Origin of the sequence: Gardnerella sp. KA00288, assembly GCF_049244085.1 — a bacterium.
In the GTDB taxonomy this organism is placed as follows: Bacteria; Actinomycetota; Actinomycetes; order Actinomycetales; family Bifidobacteriaceae; genus Bifidobacterium; species Bifidobacterium greenwoodii.
This window is the reverse complement of the sequence record NZ_CP058373.1, coordinates 937,277-960,049: the sequence shown is the minus strand read 5'-3', so window position 1 is coordinate 960,049 and position 22,773 is coordinate 937,277. Positions and strand designations below refer to the sequence as shown.

General features: G+C 40.8%; 17 protein-coding genes. 9 read left to right on the top strand and 8 right to left on the bottom strand.

The annotated features are described in order from the left end of the window. Window positions 1-43 precede the first annotated feature (43 nt). Window positions 44-451, top strand: a complete 408-nt coding sequence (locus HXT52_RS03580) for an FKBP-type peptidyl-prolyl cis-trans isomerase (RefSeq protein ID WP_004128295.1) — start codon at window positions 44-46, stop codon at window positions 449-451. Between the two features lie 79 nt (window positions 452-530). Continuing rightward, a complete protein-coding gene (locus HXT52_RS03575; RefSeq protein ID WP_004135915.1) occupies window positions 531-1,010 on the top strand; it encodes a GreA/GreB family elongation factor in 480 nt (159 codons plus the stop codon). 92 nt (window positions 1,011-1,102) lie between these two features. Here the strand turns inward: HXT52_RS03575 and lexA are convergent, their stop codons facing one another. Continuing rightward, a complete protein-coding gene (gene lexA, locus HXT52_RS03570) occupies window positions 1,103-1,849 on the bottom strand; it encodes a transcriptional repressor LexA (RefSeq protein WP_004135918.1) in 747 nt (248 codons plus the stop codon). Between the two features lie 158 nt (window positions 1,850-2,007). On the opposite strand from lexA, the gene HXT52_RS03565 reads away from it, so the two are divergent. Next, entirely contained in the window at window positions 2,008-2,391 is a 384-nt protein-coding gene (locus HXT52_RS03565) for a LysM peptidoglycan-binding domain-containing protein (protein ID WP_421775724.1), read from the top strand. A gap of 62 nt (window positions 2,392-2,453) precedes the next feature. Next, window positions 2,454-2,909 (top strand): transcriptional regulator NrdR, encoded by a 456-nt coding sequence (gene nrdR / locus HXT52_RS03560; RefSeq protein ID WP_421775723.1) that lies wholly within the window; start codon window positions 2,454-2,456, stop codon window positions 2,907-2,909. A 121-nt stretch (window positions 2,910-3,030) separates the two neighbouring features. On the opposite strand, the gene HXT52_RS03555 is transcribed toward nrdR, so the two are convergent. Next, complete coding sequence (locus HXT52_RS03555) at window positions 3,031-5,304, bottom strand: HelD family protein (RefSeq protein WP_421775722.1); 2,274 nt, start codon at window positions 5,302-5,304, stop codon at window positions 3,031-3,033. A gap of 341 nt (window positions 5,305-5,645) precedes the next feature. On the opposite strand from HXT52_RS03555, the gene HXT52_RS03550 reads away from it, so the two are divergent. Further along, the gene (locus tag HXT52_RS03550) at window positions 5,646-6,602 is read left to right on the top strand and encodes a nucleoside hydrolase (protein WP_116793927.1); all 957 of its coding nucleotides are present in this window, start codon (window positions 5,646-5,648) and stop codon (window positions 6,600-6,602) included. A gap of 47 nt (window positions 6,603-6,649) precedes the next feature. Then, the gene (locus tag HXT52_RS03545; RefSeq protein ID WP_004135926.1) at window positions 6,650-8,074 is read left to right on the top strand and encodes an MFS transporter; all 1,425 of its coding nucleotides are present in this window, start codon (window positions 6,650-6,652) and stop codon (window positions 8,072-8,074) included. An 83-nt stretch (window positions 8,075-8,157) separates the two neighbouring features. Here HXT52_RS03545 and hrpA read toward each other — a convergent pair whose 3' ends face one another. Both hrpA and HXT52_RS03535 read right to left on the bottom strand, forming a co-directional pair. Further along, entirely contained in the window at window positions 8,158-12,240 is a 4,083-nt protein-coding gene (gene hrpA / locus HXT52_RS03540) for an ATP-dependent RNA helicase HrpA (RefSeq protein WP_421775721.1), read from the bottom strand. A gap of 25 nt (window positions 12,241-12,265) precedes the next feature. Further along, window positions 12,266-13,021 (bottom strand): class I SAM-dependent methyltransferase, encoded by a 756-nt coding sequence (locus HXT52_RS03535; protein ID WP_116793929.1) that lies wholly within the window; start codon window positions 13,019-13,021, stop codon window positions 12,266-12,268. 107 nt (window positions 13,022-13,128) lie between these two features. Here HXT52_RS03535 and hflX point away from each other — a divergent pair, with 107 nt between their 5' ends. The 3 genes from hflX to HXT52_RS03520 all read left to right on the top strand — a co-directional run bounded on the left by hflX (window position 13,129) and on the right by HXT52_RS03520 (window position 17,307). After that, on the top strand, window positions 13,129-14,589 hold the full coding sequence (hflX, locus tag HXT52_RS03530; RefSeq protein ID WP_421775720.1) for a GTPase HflX: 1,461 nt from the start codon (window positions 13,129-13,131) through the stop codon (window positions 14,587-14,589). A gap of 138 nt (window positions 14,590-14,727) precedes the next feature. Continuing rightward, on the top strand, window positions 14,728-15,690 hold the full coding sequence (locus HXT52_RS03525; RefSeq protein ID WP_004107125.1) for an L-lactate dehydrogenase: 963 nt from the start codon (window positions 14,728-14,730) through the stop codon (window positions 15,688-15,690). Between the two features lie 132 nt (window positions 15,691-15,822). After that, the gene (locus tag HXT52_RS03520) at window positions 15,823-17,307 is read left to right on the top strand and encodes a sensor histidine kinase (protein ID WP_004135932.1); all 1,485 of its coding nucleotides are present in this window, start codon (window positions 15,823-15,825) and stop codon (window positions 17,305-17,307) included. 6 nt (window positions 17,308-17,313) lie between these two features. Here the strand turns inward: HXT52_RS03520 and HXT52_RS03515 are convergent, their stop codons facing one another. The 4 genes from HXT52_RS03515 to HXT52_RS03500 all read right to left on the bottom strand — a co-directional run bounded on the left by HXT52_RS03515 (window position 17,314) and on the right by HXT52_RS03500 (window position 22,599). Then, a complete protein-coding gene (locus HXT52_RS03515; protein ID WP_004135935.1) occupies window positions 17,314-17,586 on the bottom strand; it encodes a WhiB family transcriptional regulator in 273 nt (90 codons plus the stop codon). A gap of 124 nt (window positions 17,587-17,710) precedes the next feature. After that, window positions 17,711-19,609 carry an FtsK/SpoIIIE domain-containing protein gene (locus HXT52_RS03510; protein WP_421775719.1) on the bottom strand — a complete coding sequence of 633 codons (1,899 nt, stop codon included), beginning with the start codon at window positions 19,607-19,609 and terminating at the stop codon, window positions 17,711-17,713. A 110-nt stretch (window positions 19,610-19,719) separates the two neighbouring features. Continuing rightward, on the bottom strand, window positions 19,720-21,093 hold the full coding sequence (locus HXT52_RS03505) for an LCP family protein (protein ID WP_421775718.1): 1,374 nt from the start codon (window positions 21,091-21,093) through the stop codon (window positions 19,720-19,722). A 90-nt stretch (window positions 21,094-21,183) separates the two neighbouring features. Next, a complete protein-coding gene (locus HXT52_RS03500; protein WP_308582528.1) occupies window positions 21,184-22,599 on the bottom strand; it encodes an LCP family protein in 1,416 nt (471 codons plus the stop codon). Window positions 22,600-22,773 lie beyond the last annotated feature (174 nt).

Here is a 22,773-nt window from a genome sequence, read left to right as displayed (position 1 = left end):
TATTGCAGATTATACTAATTAGAGTTTTTAAAAAGGAGGCAATATGGCACAGGATATGCCGGAAGTAACTGCAGAATTTGGTACTACGCCAACGGTGACGTTCCCTGAATCTGAACCGCCAGCTGGTCTTAAAGTTGTTGAATTGGTTGAAGGTAATGGACCAGTTGTTCGCGCTGGTGATACTGTAACTGTGAATTATCATGGTGTTGTTTGGGGCGGTGAAAAGCCGTTTGATTCCAGCTTTGCTCGCCACACTCCAGCCAGCTTCGGTATTGGTGTTGGTCAAGTAATTCAGGGTTGGGATCGCACTGTTCCTGGGCACAATGTTGGATCTCGTTTGCTGATTTCGATTCCACCTGAGTATGGTTATGGTTCTCGCGGTGTTCCACAAGCTGGTATCGACGGTGGAGCAACTTTAGTATTTGTTGTTGATATTATTTCAACTCGTTGAGTTAAAAGTATGTGCGTTGTTTTATTTAAGCGCGCAATGTCTTTAACTCTGTAAGAGATTGTTGGATAGGGAGGTATAAATGGCTGAGGAAAAAACTATTTTGCTTACGCAGGAAGCGTACGACAAATTGAAGGAAGAGTTGGCGCATCGCGAAGGTGAATATCGTGAAGAAATCACTGAACGTATTGCTGCAGCTCGAGCTGAAGGTGACTTGTCGGAAAACGGTGGCTATCAGGCTGCTCGAGAAGAGCAGGGCAAGAATGAGGGTCGTATTAACGAGCTTATTGTAAAGCTTCGTAATGCTAAGATTCTTGAAGCTCCGAAAGCTGGAACTGTTGGAAATGGTTCATTGGTTGTTTTGGAACTTGCTGGTCGCGAAATGACTTATGTTCTTGGATCTCGAGATATTGCTGTAGCTACAGATTACGACGTTATTAGCCCTGAATCTCCTATTGGTGCAGCGATTATGGGTGCTCATGCGGGAGATACTGTCAGCTATGCTGCTCCTAATGGCCGTGAGATTTCTGTGACTGTTAAGGAATCTAATCCTCTTGCATAAGTAGGTTGTTTTAATAAAACAATTCTCCCCATCTGGTTATTTATGTATCAGATGGGGAGATTTTTTTTTGGGGGTTTGGGTTTTAGGATTAATTAAATTTTTCTTAGAACTGTAACAACTTTGCCCATAATAGTTGCGTGTGAGCCGTCTATAGGAGAGTATGCAGGATTGTGAGGAATAAGCCAAACGTGGCCATTGTCGTTTCTGAAAGTTTTAACTGTTGCCTCATTGTCAAGTAAAGCGGCAACAATATCTCCATTTACTGCCTCGTGTTGTTCGCGTACAACAACATAGTCTCCGTCGCAAATGGCGGCATCGATCATAGAGTCGCCATGAACTTCAAGCATAAAAAGATTTCCTGTGCCAGTTAATCGTTCTGGTAGGCGCATAACATCTTCAACATGTTGCTCTGCGGTAATTGGTATTCCAGCAGCAATGCGTCCAACTAAAGGTACATCTCTAGAATTAATTACAGAATCTGAATCATAAGCAGCAATATCAACAGATTTTGAATAACTTTTATTGATTATGGTATTTATTTTGCTATCAGATACAGAATCGTCAAGAATTTCAATTGCGCGCCCTTTATTTGCGCTAATTCGCAAAACTCCTTTTTCTTCTAGAGCGCGTAGCTGGTGTTTTACGGAAGATGGGCTTCTAAGTCCAACTGCTTCGCCTATTTCTCTAAAGGAAGGTGGAAAACCATGAATTTTGAGACTGTTTTGAATAGCGTTAACAATTGCACGCTGACGTTCGGTAAGTGATAATTCGTCAACATTGCTGAGGTCAATGCTGTCATTATTGTTGGCGGCATTGCTGTTTGTTTTCTCGTTATTCATGGTGCTCCTTTCGATGTATTAATAATAACTCACTTCTTCAAAAAAATCAAACATCTGTTCGACACGCCGTTGCAACTGTCGAACAAATGTGTCATTATTGATACACCTGTTCGATAGAACAAATGTTCAATTGATTGATGGCGACGGAAAGGATAGTTATGAATACGGCATTGAGGAACAATAATCGCATTAGTGTTCGTTCAAAAAGAATCGCAACTAAGGCTGTTTCAAGTAGTAAACGAGCTTCTGCAATGCGCCTTAGAAGGAATAGGGTGTTAAGAATCATTGTACTTTTTATGGCAATAGCTGTATTCTGTGCTGTGTTCATGCCAAAAACTGCTGTTTCGGCTGTTCCTGAAAAGTTTATTACATATACTGTGCGTCCAGGTGACACATTGTGGAGTTACGCTTCAACAATTACTCCAAAAAACGGCGATATTGCAGATAGTGTAGAACGACTTATTTCCTTAAATCATCTTTCATCTGCCGATTTGGAAGTTGGACAGTCTATTAATGTGCCAATTGTTAGTTCAAATCAGTGATATTAGAAAATAAAGTGAACATTATTATGTCGTGTTTCCTTAATTTCTAGTATGCTGAATATATGCATTGTCCTTTTTGTAAAAATTCAGATACGAAAGTTATTGATACTCGTATTAGCGAAGATGGTTATTCTATTCGCCGTAGGCGTGAATGTCAGGTGTGCGGAAATCGTTTTACAACAGTAGAAACGACGCAATTACTTGTAATGAAGCGTTCAGGATCTGTTGAGCCTTTTGATCGTGCAAAAGTTGTAGCTGGTGCTGGTAAAGCATGCCAGGGCCGTCCTATTAATGCAGAAGAGTTAAAGACATTGGGTATGCGAGTAGAAGCTGATTTGCGTGCACGTGGTTTAGCTCAAGTAACTTCTGAAGAAGTTGGTAAAGCTATTCTTAAGCCATTGCGTGAATTAGATGAGGTTGCGTATCTTCGTTTCGCAAGTGTATATCAGAACTTTACTGGTCTTGAAGATTTTGAGCGTGCGATTGAAGATTTGAAGCGCAGTAAAGAAGAAGAGTAGTACTCTTACTAAGAGCTTAATTAATTAATTAACTACCTAACTGTTCGTCTATTTAGCAAATTATCCTGTTATTAAATTAATAACAGGATAATTTTTTAAGTTTTCTGCGTTTTAGATTTTATTATTCAAAATTTGCATCATTTCTGGTGCGAATAATATGCAATCTTTGAGTTGGTCTCGTCATAGCCACATACAGGTTTGCTGCTGCCGCCAACCTAGAAGCCGCTTCTTGCTCAATTTTAGAAGGCTGTAGAACAATCACAGCATCATATTCAAGACCTTTTACCTCTTCTGCAGTAGAAACACTGCATTGGCAATCGTCGGCACTCTGCTGACTAATGTTATTCCAAATTTTTTCTGGTAAAGCATTCTTTAATGCTCGATTTACTATTTCCTGAGTATGTTCCACCATGTCACAAGGAGCAATAATAGCTATGCGACCGCTACCATCTTCAGATATAAACTTTTTGAACAATTGAACGCATGAATTAGCAAGAGTTGTATCAAGCTCATCATTAGATTCAACAATATCTGACATTAGAGAATCTGGCACGGATCTTACAGCATTAACTGTGGAAATATATAATCCAGAATTGGTTGCAATTTTGCTTGCAGCTTCGGAAACTTCTCGAGGATTACGATAATTAATCGTAAGTTCATAAAGATCCCAATTTGGTTCGCCAAACATTGGATTCATATTTTTTTGCCAACGGTGTGTGCCGCCTAAAGCAGAAGTTTGCGCAACATCTCCAACAATAGTAAATGAGCGCGAAGGGCAGCGTCGTATAAGCATACGCCAGTCCATTGCGGTAAGCTCTTGAGCTTCATCTACAACTATGTGACCATAAGTCCACTCGCGGTCGGATGCGGCTTTACGCGCAAGCATGCCAGCGTCATCTCCCTGCAAATTATCAAGAAGCATATCTGCAGTTACAATGCCATTTCCTATTCCTGCCTGAGCCAAAGTATCTGCAGCAAACTGCTGTTCCTCAAGCTTCTTAGCCTGTAAAGCTGCTCTCTGAGCATCAAGTTTTGGATCTGCTCCAAGCAATTCCATTGCTTCATCCAAAAGTGGAATATCAGATTTAGTAAGAGGGCTGTCTTTTTTACGAGTAAGAGCATTAATATCTTCTTCACTAAGCCAAGGAGCATATTTGCGCAACTGATCAGGTTTTGAAAAAAGCTGATCAATAAGCCATTGCCCGGTCATTGGAAGCCATGCAAGATTTAGCGTAATTCGAAGCTTGTCGTCCAAGCGAAGTTGAGAAGTTATATCGTTTAATTCAGCTTGATCTGGAACATAATCAAGTTTCTCCAAATAACGATTTTTCAATATGCTAAGCACTGTTTTAACAAACGTGGTTCTCGCTTGATTATGCGGTTGATGAGTATGTTGCGCGTCTGCTTGAGCAATCTCAATATCTTCTTTTAGAAGAGGGACGCTTAAGCCTCCAATATGTAATGTTGGAAGATTTTTAGGTACGCGAATACGAGCTGAAATAGCGTTTGCAATAACCGATCGCATACGGTACATGCCTTTTAATTTTGCAGCATACGCAGAATCTTCACAAGTTGCGTGAATTCCAGGAATTAAATCCGCAATAGTGCGGCTTACTACGCCAGTTTCGCCAAGAGATGGAAGAACTTGATCAATATATCGCAAAAATGCGGAGCTTGGTCCAACAATAAGAACTCCAGAACGCTCAAGTTTGCGTCTGTGAGTGTACAACAAGTATGCTGCTCTATGCAAAGCAACAGCTGTTTTTCCTGTACCAGGTCCTCCTTGAACAACAATCGTGCGATCTAGAGGAGCTCGAATAATCCGGTCTTGTTCAGCCTGAATAGTTGCAACAATATCAGTCATTTTTCCGGTTCTGCGAGAACCTAATGAAGCTAGCAGTGCGCCTTCGCCGGTTAAAGTTCCTTGTTCAGAAGCTTTTCCTACTTCCTCAGAATGAATATCGAGAATTTCATCCTCAATTCCAACAACGTCTCTAAAACGAAGGGTAATGTGACGACGCATAACAATGTCGCCGTGATGCGAAGGAGTAGCTTCATAGAATGGTCGTGCTGCTTCAGCTCGCCAATCTGTAAGAATAGGATCGTGGTTTTCGCTGAGCAAACCAATGCGGCCAATGTATCGTCTAATACCTTCTGTGTTATCAAGTCGCCCAAAAACAAGCCTATCTTCAACGGCACGCAACTGTGTTAAGCGATCCTCGTACATGGTTGCGAAAGAATCACGTTCTGTACGTTGAGTAGGAGATCCGTGTGAACCTGCTGCGCGTACAGCATCCAAGCGTGTGCGAATAGTGTTACGCAAATCATCAAGTCGACTATAAGCACTGTCAACAGCCTGCTGTTCTTCGCTAAGTTGTGAGGAATAGGTAGACATACGCTTCCATTCTTCGTAAAATCTGCAACCAAATAAAAGCCAATTTTTAGGCATTTAAGTATACCTCGATGCATATACCATTGATTTATTTCGTGTTGTAATCTAAATTAAAACAGACTAAAAGCTTAGCGAATAATTGCGTTTTATTTTTCTGTAAAAATATAATCTAAACATATGTTTATAAGGGTTGATTTTGAATTATAAAGAGATAGAATTTTTGAGTTGTGAAGCATAAAACGATGAGGTTGACGCCTACTAGTTTGTTGCAACTTAAAAATAAACAGAATGGCTTACTGCATCACTGTTGATGTAGCGAGTTTGTGATCAGAAAGGTAGTTCACATGAAGAAGCTTATTCTTGATTTGGACACTGGTGTTGATGATACCTTAGCAATTTCTTATGCTCTTGGTAGCCCTGAGGTTGAGCTGATTGGTATTACTGGTACGTATGGAAACGTTTTAATGGAGCAGGGCGTTCGTAATGCTCTTGCTATAACAGATTTATTCGGGCATCCAGAAGTTAAAGTGTATCGTGGTTTGCCGCATGCTAGCACGAAAGATTCGTTTGAAGTTCTGCCTATTTCTGCATTTATTCACGGTGATAATGGTATTGGAGATGTTGTTATTCCAGATTCCAAGCGTGAAGCTGAGTCTGAGCCAGCTGTGGATTTCATAATTGATGCGGTTAAGACTTATGGCAAGGATCTTATTTATGTTCCAACTGGTCCTATGACCAACATTGCTGCAGCGTTGAAGAAAGCTCCGGAAATTAAGGATGAAATCGGTAAGATTGTGCTTATGGGCGGCGCCCTTACAATTCATGGCAACGTGAACGCGTGGACTGAGGCAAATATTTCTCAAGATCCAGATGCTGCTAATGAGCTATTCCGTTCTGGTGCCCCGGTAACAATGGTTGGTTTGGATGTGACTTTGCAAACATTGCTTACCTACAAAGAAACGCAGCAATGGCGTGATCTTGGCACGAAAGCTGGTAAGTTCCTTGCGGATATGACCGACTTTTACATTAAGGCTTACGAAACTACTGCTCCTCACCTTGGTGGCTGCGGCTTACATGATCCGTTGGCTGTTGCGGTTGCTGTTGACCCAACGCTTGTTACAACGCTGCCAATCAACATGCAGGTAGATGTTGAAGGCCCAACTCGTGGACGCACTATTGGTGATGTAACACGTTTGAATGACCCTGTTAAAACAATGCAAGTAGCTTTGGGTGTAGATGTTAAGCGCTTCTTGAACGAATTCATGACGCGCATTTCTAACTTGGCAAAAATTGCTGGCTGATTAAAAGTTAATAACAAAATTTATACGTAATAAATGATTGGATTATTATGAATGAAAATGCAGCTGCTATTGCAGCAGACCCATATGAGGATCCAAAAACCCGCGATAAAGTGGCAATTTATTCTCTTATTTTGCTGCTTATTACATTTATTCTTGGCACTTTGTGTTTGCAAGGATTCAACTTGGTATTTAACCAGATTGGTAAAGCTGTTGGAGCGCCTGATCAGGCTTCTCTTATTACAAGCTTACCGATTATTGTGCTAGGTATAGTTTGCTTTATTTATGGATCTTTAGGTGACTTTGTGTCGCTTCGTAGGCTTATAACAATCGGTCTCGTAACACTGTTTGTTGGATCTTTATTTGGTTTTATTGCAAACTTCTATTTCACTCCAAACTTGTGGACAGTTATTATTGCACGTATTATGCAAACCGCTGGTGAGCAGGTTGCAGGATCTTCCTTCCTTGTTATTGCAACTAAGTATTTGCGCAATGATTTGAAGGTTATTTTCTTCGGACTCTTTACTGCAGCGTATCAGCTTTCTGCTTCTATCGGTGTGTTTGCAGCAGGTATTTTAAGCTCTATTGCTTGGCAATATTTGTTCCTTATTCCTGCAATAACAATCGTGTTCTTGCCGGTTCTTGTTAAGTGCTTGCCTACAAAGAATGGTATTGGTGGAAAGATTGATAAGCTCGGCTTCACCGTATTCGGTATTGCCGTAACGCTTCTTACGCTGTTCTTCTCCTACAAGGCCTGGGGATTGTTGCTTGGTTCTATTGTGCTTTTCGTTTTGTTCGCTTTCTACATTATGAAGGCAAAGAACCCGTTCGTAACTCCTGCATTCTTTAAGAATAAGCGTTGGCTTTCTGGCATTATTCTTATTTTCATCTTCTACTTCACTAATTACTGCATGCCTCCAATTTATAACGTTATTGGCGGCGCTCTGTACCATATGGACACTAATCAGGTTTCTTCTTACCTTGTTTGGGCTTTCGTATGTGCTGCAGTATTTGGCGTGTTCTCCGGTACGATTATTAGTCATATTGGTCGCAAAGCAGGTATTATTACAGCAGCATTCTTGATGATTGTTGGCTGGGTTGGTGCAGCTTTGCTTATCAACACTGATTTTATGTCGCTTACTATTTGCGCATGCATATACTACGCTGGTTGCGGTTTGATGTATTCTCCAATTGTTTCAACAGTTCTTTCTTCTCTTCCAGTTGAAGAATCCGGCCGTGGTTGCGGTATGAATGATTTGATTATGAACGTTACTGCTTCTATTGGTATTTCTATTTTCAGCGGTTTCTTTGGAGGAGATTTATTCAAAGGATTCTCCTTCAATGGTCTTAGCGGACAGGCGGCAGGTTATTCCAATTTGCTTATGATGGGTGCTGCAGTAGCCATCATTGGTTTAGTGGTTTACTTGGTTCGCAGCTGCTTTATTTCTGAAAAGAAGGAAATTACTGAAGAATAGTCTAAATAGGCTAATAAGTAAGTAAAAATAAGAGTAGGCGGTCGTACAAAATACGTGCGACCGCCTACTTTTTGTTAATTAGTTTATGCGTTCATTTTTCGCATTCGCTGTATGCTAATTGGGTTGGCTGTACCAAGCTCTTGCGCCCAAAGTGACACATAAAACTCTTCGCACATCCAACGCAATCTTTCCGCAATATTTTCCGCTTCATCGTGCGATGGTCCTAAAGGTAAAGATTTTGCTTTATCTTTAGCTTTTTCAACAATCTTGTGCGCTTCTTCAGCTTCCCAAGCCCAACGAACGTCACGGTTTTTATCTGACTTAGCTTTATTAAGACGAATCACATCAGCATGCAAATATTTTTCTATTCTAGGAAGCGAATCCGACGGAGTTTTAGCAATAAAACCTTCATAAACTAGGCTTGCAACATGCTCTCGAATGGACTGCAAAACTGATAGCATCGGCAAATCAGCCTTTCCAGAAACAGCTTTACTAACTTCCGCATCACGCTTTAATATAGCAATCACATCGTGAGCTACATCGTATACCGTATCCTCGTATATTTCGGAAATATTGGCAACAGTTTCGCGTAATAAATTGTCATTAGTAATATTGTCTGTGTTTGGAATAAGTCGTTTTACTGCTGCCATTTGTAAGTCTTCTGCTAAATCTTTAGAAGTTGAGTAAGGTGCGGCTGCAAGAAGTAAAGCTTCTGAACTAAGCCATCTAGAAGTAATACGCTTGTTGTCTAAATGCAACATGTTTAGCGCACCCTGCCATACCATTTGCGAGCGAGAAATATTAGTAGCGCCTGATTTGTGCAATAAATCAGCTCTTTCTACAACGTTTCCAGCTTGAGCTGCTTTACTTGCTTTACGATTTACAACCGCTCGCGCAGATTCTTGAGCTTCTTTTGCAAAGCGTTTTTGCAATGCAATTAATGACTTATCTGTTCCAAGGATTGTAGGTTTTACGCGATTAGCATAGTTGTTTTTTGCAGCAGCTTTATTGCGATTTGCGTTAGTTTTTCTTTCTTCAACGCTAAACGTTACGCGCAAATATGGCGAAAGCCTTCCTATTTGCTCATCGTTAAACACTTCCGGGTGAATCTGCGCGCCAATAACAGCAATAGCAGCTTTGGTAAAAACTTCGCGAAAATCAGGCCAAGAAAGACCATTTGTATCTTTATTAGTTTCTTCAATTCCAGGAAGAGTATCGTAATGCTCGTCAATCCAAGAACGAATTTTTTGCGCAGTATTAGGTGCTGGAACAAATTGCACTCGTAAAGATTTCGGCAAAGACTTAATCATTCCAATAATAAGCTCGTCCAACAAACCTGGAACATTCCAAGTAAACTCTTCAGACGTTAACCTGGAAAGCGCGTGAAGTGGTACATGTACTGTTACGCCGTCCAAAGGATTGCTCGGATCATAAATATAACTTAAGCGAAGTCTAAACGGTTGGCCGTCGGTTCCAACAGTATTCCAATGGTCAGGATAATCCGCTAAATCGGTGCTTTGTGTAGTTTGCAAACGTTCAACTTCATCAGGATCAAAGTTGAGCATATTAGGATTTTCTTCCCAATTATCCTTCCACCATTTTGCAAGAGTTGCAATAGTGGTAGCTTCTTGAGGAATGCGAGTGTCGTAAAAAGTAAATAAATCTTCGTCGTTTACAGTTTCGCTTATTTGACGAGTGCGATTTGCTTGATTATCTGCATCGTCAAGCACATTGCGATTATTTAAAATAAATTCGTCGTGCTGGAAACGCTGCTGAATATCTCCTTCAACTAATCCTTGACGAATCATAATCATACGAGCTTCGTAAGGATTAACTCTAGCCCATTGAACCGTGCGATCTTTAACAATAGGTAATCCGTATAGCAATACTTTAGATTTTGCTACGGCAGCGCCTTTAGAAGCGCTCCAATGAGCGTCAGAATATGTGACTCTCGTAAGATTTTTAGCAAGAGGTTCAGCCCAAGCAGGATCAATTTGTGCGCAATATCTTGCCCAGAGTCTTGAAGTTTCAACTAATTCAGTGCAAATAATCCACGAGGGAGTCGTTTTAGAAACTGCAGAAGCTGGAAAGATTGCAAATCTTGTGCCGCGAGAACCTTGATAATCGTTTTTAGACATTTTTTGAGCGCGTTTCATAGCTCGAATTTTTGCAGTTCCACTTAATCCAGCAAAATCAGAAGCTTTAGGTTCGCGCACTACTTGCATTCCCATCATAGAAAGCAATCCTGCAAGCATTGACGAGTGTATTCCTTGCGAATCCCAGGAGCAACACAAGCTGTGAGAAGCCTGCTGATTATTAGGAAGTTGACGAATTTCCAAAGACGGTCTTCTAACTGGGGTAGGATCGCCAACTTTATAATGCAACTCTTTACACAAGTCTTGAAGTTGATTAACTAAATCTTTCCACTGTTTTAAACGCAAAAAGTGGAAAAATTCCGCTTTGCAAATCCTGCGAAGCGCATTGTTGCTCATATCTCCATCCGCTTGGAATAAGCGATCCCACATGTTAAGAGCAGTCAAAAAATCACTTGTTTCGTCTGCATAACGATTATGAAGCCTATCTGCTTCCTCGCGCTGTTCTTCAGGACGTTCGCGAGGATCTTGCAGACTTAAGAATGCAACAATTACAAGCACTGCAGCAAGAGTATTTGGAGTAGTCTTTCGCGCTGCTTCAACAATCATTCGTCCTAGTCGAATATCAATAGGCAGCTTAGAAAGCTCACGGCCAACTTTAGTTAAAGTAATCACACCTGATTTTCTGCTTATTGCTCCAAGCTCAGTAAGTTCGTTAAATCCGTCGCTTACAGCTTTTATGTCTGGAGGATCAATAAAACCAAAATTAGTAATATCTTCGCCAGTTTTAGCAACACCAACTGAAAGCATATGCAAAACTACTGCACCAAGAGAAGTGCGCAAAATTTCAGGATCGGTAAAACGTGGGCGAGTTTCGTAATCTTCGCGCGAGTATAAGCGAATCGCAATACCATCCGCGATTCGTCCGCAACGTCCAGAACGCTGATCTGCGCTCGCTTGAGAAATCGGCTCTATTGGAAGTCTTTGCACTTTAGCAGACTTAGAATACCTGGAAATCCTAGCAAAACCAGGATCAACAACGTATCGAATACCAGGCACAGTAAGAGAAGTTTCAGCAACATTCGTAGCAATAACAATGCGCTGATGAGAGTGCGATTCAAAAACTCGATGCTGATCTTTTGCAGAAAGACGGGCAAAAAGAGGAACAATTTCAATAGCATCCGCTCGCTTCATATCGCTTGCTCGCGTGCCAAAATATGAACGTAAGCCATCTTCAAACTCTCGAATATCGCGCTCGCCGGAAGCAAAAACCATAATGTCGCGCGCGCCTCGATCGTGACTCGAATGAATTACCAACTGTGCGCATGCGCGAGTTACTGCAGAAGTCATATCTTCATCCGCAATATCATCACGATTACTTTCGCTGGATCGACTTTCTGCAACAGTTTCCTCATCCATTGTTATATCTGCAAAGCCAGGAACATGTTTCATAAGTGAAGGAGCGGAGCCAAGAGGTTCGTAAAGTACTTTCACAGGATATGTGCGTCCTGAAACTTCAATAACAGGAACTTTTATATGTAGAGCTTCTTCAAAATGATTGCGGAATTTAGCTGAATCAATAGTTGCAGACGTAATAATTAGTTTTAAATCTTGACGCTTTGGGAGCAAAGTCGTTAAGTATCCTAAAAGAAAATCAATATTAAGACTGCGTTCGTGAGCTTCATCAATAATAATTGTGTCGTATCTAGTAAGAAGAGGATCTCGCTGAATTTGCGCAAGTAAAATACCGTCAGTAACAATTCGAAGCTTTGTTTTAGTTGAGCTTTCGTCAGTAAAACGCACCTGATAACCGATTTCTTCGCCCAGTTTTACTCCCATTTCGCTGGCAATACGCTCGGCTACCGTGCGTGCAGCTAAACGTCGAGGCTGAGTGTGCACGATTTGCTTACCTCTGCCGCCTCTTCCAAGTTCAAGCGCCATTTTTGGGATTTGCGTAGTCTTACCAGAGCCGGTTTGTCCGGAAACAATCACAACTTGCGAAGATTTTATCGCTTCAATAATTTCGTCGTGTGCTGCGCAAATAGGAAGTTCAGTAGGGTAGTCAAATTTCATAATATGCGAGTTCTTTTCTTAAATTTTAATTTCTTTTCACTTCAATAACTCGGTACCCTTTGGAACTTGCATATTTTTCAACGCTGTAGCTTTCGCCAAGATTTTCTGCAAGCCAAGTAATAAGTGAATCTGATCCAAGATTTTTTTGCACAACAAGGTAAGCTTTTCCTCCCACTTTTAAGCGAGGAATCCAAGTAAGCAAAATATTGTGCAATATTTCTTTTCCAACGCGAATTGGCGGATTAGACCATATAATATCAAAATTATTAAATTCTAAAGTATTGTTTTCTTTAGAATTATTTTCTTCTTTTAAAGCGTCATCTACTAAAGAAGTGTGAATATGCTTTAATCCAGCGTTTTTTGCGTTTAATTCAGTAAGTTCTAGCGCGCGCTCGTTAACATCAATTGCAAAAACTTCCGCTTCTGGAGATTCTAATCCAAAAGCGAGGCTAATAGGACCCCATCCGCAACCAATATCGAGGAATTTACCTGATTTCGGCAACTCCGGAGCATGTTTCAGCAGCACAGAAGTTCCTAAATCAAGCCTAGAAGCACTAAATACTCCGTTAGAAACTTGCACGGTTACGTCATTGTCTCGTAAAGTTACATGTAAAGTGCGACGCTCGTCAATCGATGAAGGCTCGGCTGAAAAGTATTGTTCACCACTAATTTTTTGTTGCTTTTGTTTATTTTGTTGCTTTTGCGTATTTTGTGGCTGTGCTTTTTTAGATTGGTTTGATTCTTGTAACTGCTTTGCTTTTTTCGATTGCTGCTTACTCATAATTCGCTATTTATTTGCTTTCGCATCGTTTTGTATTGTCGGCTCAATTCACCATAATAAAACAAACGTTGTAAAACGTCATTCACAATGGAATACAGGAGGGCATAATGGTAGATAGCGAGGGGACTGCTACTCATGATGTGCTTTTGAGTCATTCCGACGTGCTTCTTGACAACACGTCATCAAGAGAACAGCACGATGAGACTTGGCAGGAGCGCGAATCACGAAACGCTTTAAAGCGTGTTGCAGGTCTTGGCGAATTACAAGATGTTACTGAAGTTGAATACAGAAAGCTTCGCCTTGAACGTGTTGTTTTAGTAGGCGTATGGTCGAGTGCAAAAGGAACTCTTGCACAAGCGGAAGAATCTTTGCGAGAGCTTGCAGCATTAGCTCAAACAGCTGGCGCTGTTGTGTGCGACGGAATATTGCAACAGCGTTATAGGCCAGATGCTGCAACTTATGTTGGTTCTGGAAAAGCTCGTGAGATTGCAGCAGTTGTTGCGCAACATGATGCAGACACGATTATTGTTGACGACGATTTACCTCCAAGCCAAAGACGCGCTTTAGAAGATGCAACTAAAGTTAAGGTTGTTGATCGAACTGCTGTGATTCTAGACATTTTCGCTCAGCATGCTACGAGCCGCGAAGGTAAAGCTCAAGTGGAGCTTGCACAATTGCAATACATGCTTCCTAGACTTAGAGGCTGGGGTGCGGCTCTTTCTAGGCAGGCTGGCGGACGAGCTGCAGGAGAAGCTGGTATTGGTTCTAGAGGGCCTGGCGAAACAAAAATAGAAATGGATCGTCGAGCTATTCGCAATCGTATTTCTAAACTTCGCCACGATATTGCACATATGGCACCTGCACGTGACGTAAAACGTGAATCTCGCAGACGTAAAGATATACCAACAGTTGCAGTAGTTGGCTATACGAACGCTGGTAAATCTTCCATTATTAATTGCTTAACTGGTTCGCAAGAATTAGTAGAAAATGCGCTATTCGCAACTCTTGATACAGCAGTTCGTCGAGCGCAAACTCAAGACGGCAGAAACTATACTTTAGTTGACACTGTTGGTTTTGTGCGCAGGCTACCAACTCAACTTGTGGAAGCTTTTAAATCTACTTTGGAAGAAGTTAGCCAAGCTGATGTTATTTTGCACGTAGTTGACGGTTCGCACCCGGATCCTGTTTCGCAAATTGATGCAGTAAACGAAGTTCTTTCAAAAATTGATGGCGTAGAAGATGTTCCACAAATTATTGCATTTAATAAGTCAGATATGATGAGCGATGCTACGCGAGAACATCTTAATGCTATTTACTCGAATGCAATTATTGTTTCGGCAGCAAGTGGCGAAAATGTGCAAATACTTCGCGATTCTATAGAAGAATTGTTGCCATCTCCACGCGTTCATATAGATGCGATTATTCCGTATAGTGAAGGTTCGCTTCTTTCAAAAATTCGCGAAAATGGCATAGTTGAAAAGGTTGATTACTTAGATACCGGTATTAGTATTACAGCTTTAGTTGGTCCTTCTTTAGCTGCAAAACTAAAGCAAGTCGCATTGCAATAAAAAATTCCGGTGGTGCGATTAGAGTAAAGGTGTTCATACCAATAAGCTCTTAATGTGAGAGCAGCCCTTAATAATGCATAAATTAAGTATTTTTATGCGAGTAGGGTTTAATAGGTTGCCGAAAAGAGGTTTTTGCTCATGGTGAGTTCGCAGGTTAAGCCAACGAAGCTTGCAATTATTGGTGCTGGTGCAGTCGGTTCTACTCTCGCTTTCGCTGCTGCGCAGCGCGGTGTTGCTCGCGAGATTGTGCTTGAAGATATTGCTAAGGAACGTGTTGAAGCTGAAGTTTTGGATATGCAGCATGGTTCTAGCTTCTATCCTGCAGTTTCTATCGCCGGTTCTGATGATGTTGAGATTTGCCGTGACGCTGACATGGTTGTTATTACCGCTGGCGCTCGCCAGAAGCCAGGTCAAACTCGTTTGGAGCTTGCAGGCGCAACTATCAACATTATGAAGTCAATCATTCCAAACGTGGTCAAGGTTGCTCCTAACGCAATCTACATGTTAATCACCAACCCTGTTGATGTTGTAACCCACGTTTCTATGAAGCTTTCTGGTCTTCCAGCAAACCAAATGTTCGGTTCTGGAACCAACCTTGATTCCGCTCGTCTTCGCTTCCTTATTGCTCAGCACACTGGCGTAAACGTTAAGAATGTTCACGCTTATATTGCTGGCGAGCACGGTGATTCTGAAGTTCCACTGTGGGCTTCTGCAACCATCGGTGGTGTTCCAATGTGCGATTGGAACGCTCTTCCAGGTCATGAGCCACTTGATGCCGCCAAGCGTGAAGAGATCCACCAGGAAGTTGTTAACGCTGCTTACAAGATTATCAACGGTAAGGGTGCTACAAACTACGCTATTGCAATGTCTGGTGTAGATATTGTTGAGGCTGTTCTTCGTGACACCAACCGCATTTTGCCAGTTTCTTCTTTGCTTGATGACTTCCACGGCATTTCCGACGTGTGCATGTCTGTGCCAACCTTGCTTAATCGCAATGGTGTAAACTCTCGTCTAAACACTCCAGTTTCTGATCGTGAGTTGGCTGCGTTGAAGCGTTCTGCAGAGACTTTGCGCGAAACAGCTGCTAAGTTTGGCTTCTAGTTTTTAGAATCTTAAAACTAATATTTAATAAATAAACCGCTTCTTTGCTTAAAGTGTGAAGAAGCGGTTTTTGTATTGCTGCTATCAACATACCGAGCAATATTTTCTGTGAGTACGATATATGATTATCTCATGGCTGATTTTTCTCATATTCTCGCTACTCGTCCTGATTTTAACGACAGTGATCGCGAATGGTTACATCATTTAGTTGCTGATTGGCAAGTTATAGCTGACTTAAGTTTTGCTGATTTACTGCTTATTATTCAAAATGGAGACGGAGAATATGTTGTTGCAGAGCAATGCCGCCCTTCAACAGCTATTACATTGCGAACGGATGATTTACTTGGCAAAAAAATGGACGATTCGCTTGTTCCAGAACTTGATGAAGCAATGAAATCAGAAACAAGTTTCCATTCGTCAACATTGCGCTCAATTGGTCGAGCAACAGTATGCTATGTTTATGCTCCTGTTCGTCACCGTGGAAAAACTCTTGGATTAGTTATGCGCGAAACTAATTTAGCAACTAGAGAATCTAATGGCCGCTACGAAATGGAAAGTATCAATGCTGGCAAAACTTTATTCGATATGATTGCGCGCGAACAATTCCCATATCATGAATCTGTTCTAAACCAACGTCATAATGCTCGTGTTTCTGACGGCTTTATTGTTTTAGAGGCCGATGGTGTGGTCCGTTACGCTTCTCCTAATGCTATTAGCTGCTTCCGTAGGCTTGGTGGCTTAGACACAATGCAAGGCGAGTTTTTGAGCGAATTTGGTACACGTCTGCTGCATACAAACGATAATGTTCCTGAAAGCTTGCCTCTTGTTTTAAGCGGTAAAGCAGATGTTGATTGTGAGCTTGAAGCTAACCGTTCCATAGTTTCTATGCGCTCTTTGCCTTTATTTGGGCCGAATAATCGCGTAGGTGCGGTTGTTTTATGCCGTGATGTTACGGAAGTTTTGCGCCGTGAACAAGAGTTGCGTACTAAAAATGCTACTATTTCGGAAATTCATCATCGTGTGAAAAATAATTTGCAGGCTGTTTCTGCTTTGCTTCGTTTGCAAGCTCGTAAAACAAAATCTGCTGAAGTAAGAAAAGAGCTTGAGGAAGCTCAAAGACGAGTTCAGACTATAGCTTTAGTCCATGAAGGTTTAAGTCAGACTGCTGACGAAATTGTTGACTTTGATAAAGTTATTTCAAGTTTGCTAAAGATGTCTATTGAACTTGCATCGCAGAATCAAAATATTGATATTGATTTTGTTGGTAAGTTTGGGCGTCTTGCAGCACAGGATGCAACTCCATTGTCTCTTGTGCTTACTGAGCTTGTAACGAATGCTGTTGAACATGGATTTGAAGGTCGTGAAAAGGGTCATATTCGTATTGCTGTTGGCCGCGGAGGAGACAATCTTAATATTGTAGTTGAAGATGATGGTGATGGCATTGATAGTGAGGCATCTCACGGAATGGCGAAACCTTCCGGATCTGGATTGGGAACTCAGCTTATCAATACTTTTGTTACCAATGATTTTGGCGGTACGGTGCGCTGGTCTGCAAGAAGAGAAGGCGGCACTCGCGTAGTCCTGGATATTAAATTGCGCGTATCTGGTATTGAGTAGAAAAAACTACAACTCTGATTCTTGATGCCTGCGTGCTCTCAAAGCGCGACGTTTTAGCGTTCTGCGCTCATCTTCGCTTAAACCGCCCCAAACGCCGTAATCTTGGTTCGTCTCCAACGCGCATTTTAAGCATTCTGTTGCAACATTGCACGAACGACATACAGCTTTTGCTTCTTCAAGCTGTTGTAATGCCATACCAGCATTGCCAAGAGGGAAGAACAGTTCAGGATCTTTATCACGGCATGCAGCTGCCAAACGCCAATCAAACAAATTGCTCATGACTAATCCTCATTTCTTAACCAAAGCGGTAAGTCTTAGAAGTACCCCTGAATGTAAGGAAATCATGAATAAGAAGTTTTTTCAAGGTATTTTGCGTCTTTATTAAAAATTTTTATTTTTTCTTTTAGTTGGGGAGTGCTATTTGGGTTAAATTTGCGGTTCCTGGAGTAACAAGAACGCATCTTCCGGGAAGCTGATAATCTTCAATGCTAAAGGTTTTAGACAATGCAGAAGGTATGCCAAGCAATGCGTCCGTACCAATATCTCCAGTTGGAAAAATTATTCTAACTGGAGCCTGTTCGGGCAGCCGCAAATAGCGTGCGCTTTGAGTGCTTAGAATTACAGGCGCACCCAAGCTGTGCAATCTGTCTTGCAATGAAATAGCAGCTATTTTAGTATTAAGCGGATCCAGTAGTTCGTCTGCGTCATCTATTAGCACAGGCTTAGTAGTGTCTCGAATATAATCAGATTCTTTGGCTGTTATTTCGTTTGCTGAATATACTTGCGTCTGTAATTTTTGCGCTATTATGCGTAATATTGTGCTTTTGCCCTGTTGTCTGCCGCCTATAATAGCAATATTTCCAAGGTTCAAAGGTATTTTTGCTTCAAATAGGTTAATACTGTCATCCTGCAATCCAACAACAACTGATTCTTCGCTCGCTGAATCTACACATTCATTATTAATTTCTTTAGAAAAATATTTATTTTCGTAATTTTCATACTTGTAGTTTTCAAGTTGTTTTGAAGAAAGTACTGGTGGTAGTGGAGCGCTGAATAATGTTTTCGAGTGTTCTAAATAGCAGAATTTACCGGCAAATTGTATTGCTTTAACTAAACGTTTTGCGTTACTGCTTTGCGCACATCGTAAAGCTTCTACTCCTTCTCCAATATTGTAATATGCGCTTCCGGGAGTATTTGGGCTAATTTTTGCAGCGTGAGAAGTTCCTAATAATTCTTGAGATTGAAGCGAGTCTCTAACTCTTAAACAAATATTAATAGAAATATTAGCTTTCATATCTGCGCTTACTTGTCCAAGAGGATTTTGAGTTCCGGCAATAATATGCATACCAAGAGACCGGCCTACCGATGCTATGCGAATAAGTCGTGGCATGTAGTCTGGAAGCTGATCTTTTAATGCGTGAAATTCGTCAATAACAATAAGTAGTGAAGGTTCAGACGGAGTAACTTGCGAAATATTATGGCATCCTTGCATGGCCACAAGACGCTCTCGACGGTCTAATTCCAACTCAAGACCTCGTAAAGCTCTTGTTGCGTGGCGCAAATTTAAGTCACCAACATTTCCCATAGAGTGAGGAAGTTTAGATAGTATGTCGAAAGTTGCTCCTCCTTTGAAATCCAGGAAAACGAAACGTAATTGTTGTGGAGAATATTGAAACGCTAAAGCTAAACACCATGTTGTTAGCAATACGGATTTTCCAGATCCTGTAGTTCCTGCTACTAGAGCATGCGGACCGTTACTTATTAAATCTATGTAGCAGTAGCCGTTGTAGCCAACTCCTAATGGAGCAATAAGCTGGTTTTTTGTTGATTTAGCTTGTGTAAGTTTTTGCACATAAGAGTTTGATTTATAATCAAAATTTAATAAATCAGTATCTGAATGTTTTAACCATTCATGCAAAACAGTTTTCCATGGCAGTTGAGCGCTTGATATATCTGATCTCGTCATAAGAAGCGTTTCCAAACTAACTGGAGTAAGCGTATCTGGCAAGTTTTCTACATATTTTTGCCCGTAAATAACATTACTTTCAGAAATGTTCGAAAGTTGTGATTCGCTATTAGATTGTTGAGTATTCTGAATTTTCTGCTCGTATTGTTTCTGATTTATGTATTGCAATATTTGCGGAACTAGGCTTGCAATATACATCATGATGCTAGGTATAATCATTGCTAGCATCATCCAATTATTCTGAATCCAAGCCATTATTAGCAATGCAATATGAGCGAATATTGGTACTATGCTTGCTGCCATTTGCACGTATAGCAGAACTTTGCTTGTAGTCATTGATGTGTTAGTTTCGCTAATCATAAAAGTATGATGTCAGCATTTAGTAACAGCTTTCAAGACTTGTTTAATATTGTGGTTAAAAGCTTTGTAATTAAATTACGCAAATTTTACTGCTGTAATTCTGCAAAAGTTCCAACAGCTCCAGGTTTATGCGTGCCTTCTGCCAGCTGATTAAATAATTCAAGATTTTTAGCATCGTCTAGCAGAACGCAAGATCCAACTCCTGGAACTTGATAATCAGGATTAGTCCAATAAACTGTGCCGGTTATGCCTTTTGAACCTGTTGCTTCCTTAAAAGCTTGAGCCATCTGCCATAAGCTACCAGGGTTTGATTTTTCATCGAAAATAACGGATGAAAGACCGGTTTCTGCCAGCTTTTTTACCTTACCAAAATTAGTGATGGTCTTTTTATCTAAAGCTTTTTTCATGATAGCGGCAATAACCATGCGCTGGCGTGCAGCGCGACCAAAATCAGACTCAGGGTCAGCGTATCGCATACGCGAAAAAGCAAGAGCTGTTTTTCCATCAGCATGATGACATCCAGCAGTCCAATTTAATCCGCTAAATCTATCGTTTACAGTTCTGTTGTAGCATAAGTCAATGCCGTCAATAGCATCAACAACATTAGTTAAGCCTCCAAAACGTACTTCGGCAACATGGTCAATACGGTGTCCTGTAATCTTTTCAACAATCGAAGTAAGCGCTTTGTTTCCAGCAAATTGTGCAACGCTATTGATTTTAACTTTTTCTCCATTAACAGATACTAATGAATCTCTAGGAATAGAAATTAGTGAGCTGTTTCCATTAGATGGTTTAGTTAATACAAGAATAGTGTCAGTTCTAAAACCAGTGATTTCTTTGGCTTCTTCGCCTTCTCGCTGATCAGAACCAAGTATAAGCCATGAAGTTCCTTGAGTGCTTGGAGTATTGGTAAGCCAAGTAGTGCGATTTATGTGAGAATCAACCCAATTCCATGAGTATGCTCCTAAACCGACGCAAGATATTGCAATAATAGCAATAAGCGCAATAAACACTTTCAAAAAGATGTGTGGCTTGTGTTCTAGGGCTTTTGCTGCTGCAGAAATATTTTCGTTAACGTTTTGCGCAGAGTCAAATTTTGCACGTTGATATAAAGATTGGCTTATTTTCTGCGGGCGAATTTCGTTTTTAGATTGTGCATATGCTGTTGTTCTGTTTGCTCGACTAGTTGAAGCTTGTGCTACGCGCTTCCTAGAACCTGCTGGAGTAAAAGATGGTGCAAATGATGGTGCAGATTCTGGGGTAAAAGATGGTGCAAAGGATTGAGCAGATGACTTAGATTTAGATATTGTTGCATCAGGAGATTTTTTTGCTTTTCTTCCTCGTTTTGGTGTAAAACTTGGTGGAATATTCGCATGTGATGAGTCGTTATTGTGCGAAGGGGTGAAGCTAGGCGGATTATCTCCGCTTTCTGAATAATCCCTGTGCAGTTGCGAATCCATGCATCCTCCAAATGCTTTAATCTATTTTATTAAAACCATATTGCGAAGCCAACATGTGCTTTCAGAAATATTTATTTTCTAAAAACTTAACTATTTTCCACGAGGAACAGCACATAAAACGTTATTAACATACTTGTCTGCAATACCAACATACTGTCCAGTTTGAGCATCGTGAATAGTACCATTTTCAGGATTTACTATTCCTCCAGTATTTGGATCTATAAGCTGTCCTTGCTCGTTCTTTACTAATCCAGTTTTTGGATTAATCTTTCCGTAAGGCTTCTTATGTTCAGGAGAGTTATTTAACTTATCGTTTTCGCTTATATCTTCGTTGCTATTAGAATCCTTTGACGAATTCTTAGTATGCTTTTTATCATTTTTTGCATACTGCTGTTTTAGTGTCAAAGGCTTATTTTCGCGCATCTTTTCCCAAATATCATCCGCTTCGTCAGACCACACAACTCTATTTGGGTCGTAAGAATCAGGAACAACAGGAATAGTTCGAGCATAAATATGAGAAGTATCTAATTTACGCATACTTAAAGCAAGCCCAACAAGCGTGCTTGGATTAGCTAATCCTTCGCTAATATTTAATGCGCCTAAAGCGGATTTAGCTAGCTGATACAATTCGCCACTTTGAGTTAATAGATTCTTAGATAAAGCTTGATGCATAAGCTGCTTTATTAAATACTGCTGCCTTGTTGTGCGCATAATATCCGAACCGTCGCTTGCAGTATCGTGCCTCATTCGAGCATATTGTGTAGCAAGCCTGCCGTTTAAATGCTGCATACCCTGCTTAAAGTTCACTCCCGTATAAGCGTCACGAGTGTCGCTTGGAATGCACAATGAAACTCCGCCAATAGCGTCAATCATATTACTTAATCCGCTAAAGTCAGCAACAATAAAGTGATGAATATTTAGTCCAGTTAAAGAATTTACTGCTTTTAGCGAGCAGGATGCTGCCGAAGCTAAATCTCCACCCTGCGCGTATCCAATAGCAAAAATAGAGTTGAACATTACGTGCTTGCGTGCAGGAATTTTTCCATTAGTAGTATCGCAAGCGGGAGCGTTTACCATAGAATCGCGCGGAATAGAAACAATATTCATATAGGATCTATCTGCACTAATCTGAACTACCATTGTTGTGTCAGATTGATGATCTCCTGTTTCACCATCGTGCGTAAAACTTTGATTATTTCCATCTCGTGAATCTTGGCCAAGAACTAGGAATGTTACAGGCTTACCGGCATTTGCGTCAATAACTTGGTGTGCTTGACTATCTTCACTAATGATGTTTATAACTCGATTGCTAACAGTTGAAGAAAAATCTAACCAGGTAGCTGCAAGAATAGTTGAGAAGAAAGTAAGTATAAAAACAATAATCATGCACAGTATTGTGCGAGCGTGGTTTACAACTTTGTAGCCAAGACTATGATGTGGAACTGCGCAATTCCAATCATAGTTGCGCTGGTACCGCATGCCTTCAGGATATCTTGAAGTCACCATGGTACCTTCTTTCACAATAATAAAGCCTTTTATATTACGTAATTTTTAGCTGTGTTCGCTCAGAAATAAAGTGGTACATGAAAGAACACATATAAAGTCTAACTATAGTACAAAGCATTGAGATTTAACCTGCATATTGTGTCTATATATTTATGGCGTGTTTTGCTGGATACC

Bases quoted from the DNA above. Each gene is read 5' to 3' on its own strand.
- lexA (WP_004135918.1), bottom strand. From the start codon at position 1,849: ATGAATAACGAGAAAACAAACAGCAATGCCGCCAACAATAATGACAGC.
- HXT52_RS03575 (WP_004135915.1), top strand. From the start codon at position 531: ATGGCTGAGGAAAAAACTATTTTGCTTACGCAGGAAGCGTACGACAAA.
- HXT52_RS03520 (WP_004135932.1), top strand. From the start codon at position 15,823: ATGGCTGATTTTTCTCATATTCTCGCTACTCGTCCTGATTTTAACGAC.
- HXT52_RS03505 (WP_421775718.1), bottom strand. From the start codon at position 21,093: ATGGATTCGCAACTGCACAGGGATTATTCAGAAAGCGGAGATAATCCG.
- nrdR (WP_421775723.1), top strand. From the start codon at position 2,454: ATGCATTGTCCTTTTTGTAAAAATTCAGATACGAAAGTTATTGATACT.
- HXT52_RS03525 (WP_004107125.1), top strand. From the start codon at position 14,728: ATGGTGAGTTCGCAGGTTAAGCCAACGAAGCTTGCAATTATTGGTGCT.
- HXT52_RS03550 (WP_116793927.1), top strand. From the start codon at position 5,646: ATGAAGAAGCTTATTCTTGATTTGGACACTGGTGTTGATGATACCTTA.
- HXT52_RS03500 (WP_308582528.1), bottom strand. From the start codon at position 22,599: ATGGTGACTTCAAGATATCCTGAAGGCATGCGGTACCAGCGCAACTAT.
- HXT52_RS03535 (WP_116793929.1), bottom strand. From the start codon at position 13,021: ATGAGTAAGCAGCAATCGAAAAAAGCAAAGCAGTTACAAGAATCAAAC.
- HXT52_RS03555 (WP_421775722.1), bottom strand. From the start codon at position 5,304: ATGTCTACCTATTCCTCACAACTTAGCGAAGAACAGCAGGCTGTTGAC.
- HXT52_RS03510 (WP_421775719.1), bottom strand. From the start codon at position 19,609: ATGACTACAAGCAAAGTTCTGCTATACGTGCAAATGGCAGCAAGCATA.
- HXT52_RS03515 (WP_004135935.1), bottom strand. From the start codon at position 17,586: ATGAGCAATTTGTTTGATTGGCGTTTGGCAGCTGCATGCCGTGATAAA.
- HXT52_RS03565 (WP_421775724.1), top strand. From the start codon at position 2,008: ATGAATACGGCATTGAGGAACAATAATCGCATTAGTGTTCGTTCAAAA.
- hflX (WP_421775720.1), top strand. From the start codon at position 13,129: ATGGTAGATAGCGAGGGGACTGCTACTCATGATGTGCTTTTGAGTCAT.
- HXT52_RS03580 (WP_004128295.1), top strand. From the start codon at position 44: ATGGCACAGGATATGCCGGAAGTAACTGCAGAATTTGGTACTACGCCA.
- hrpA (WP_421775721.1), bottom strand. From the start codon at position 12,240: ATGAAATTTGACTACCCTACTGAACTTCCTATTTGCGCAGCACACGAC.
- HXT52_RS03545 (WP_004135926.1), top strand. From the start codon at position 6,650: ATGAATGAAAATGCAGCTGCTATTGCAGCAGACCCATATGAGGATCCA.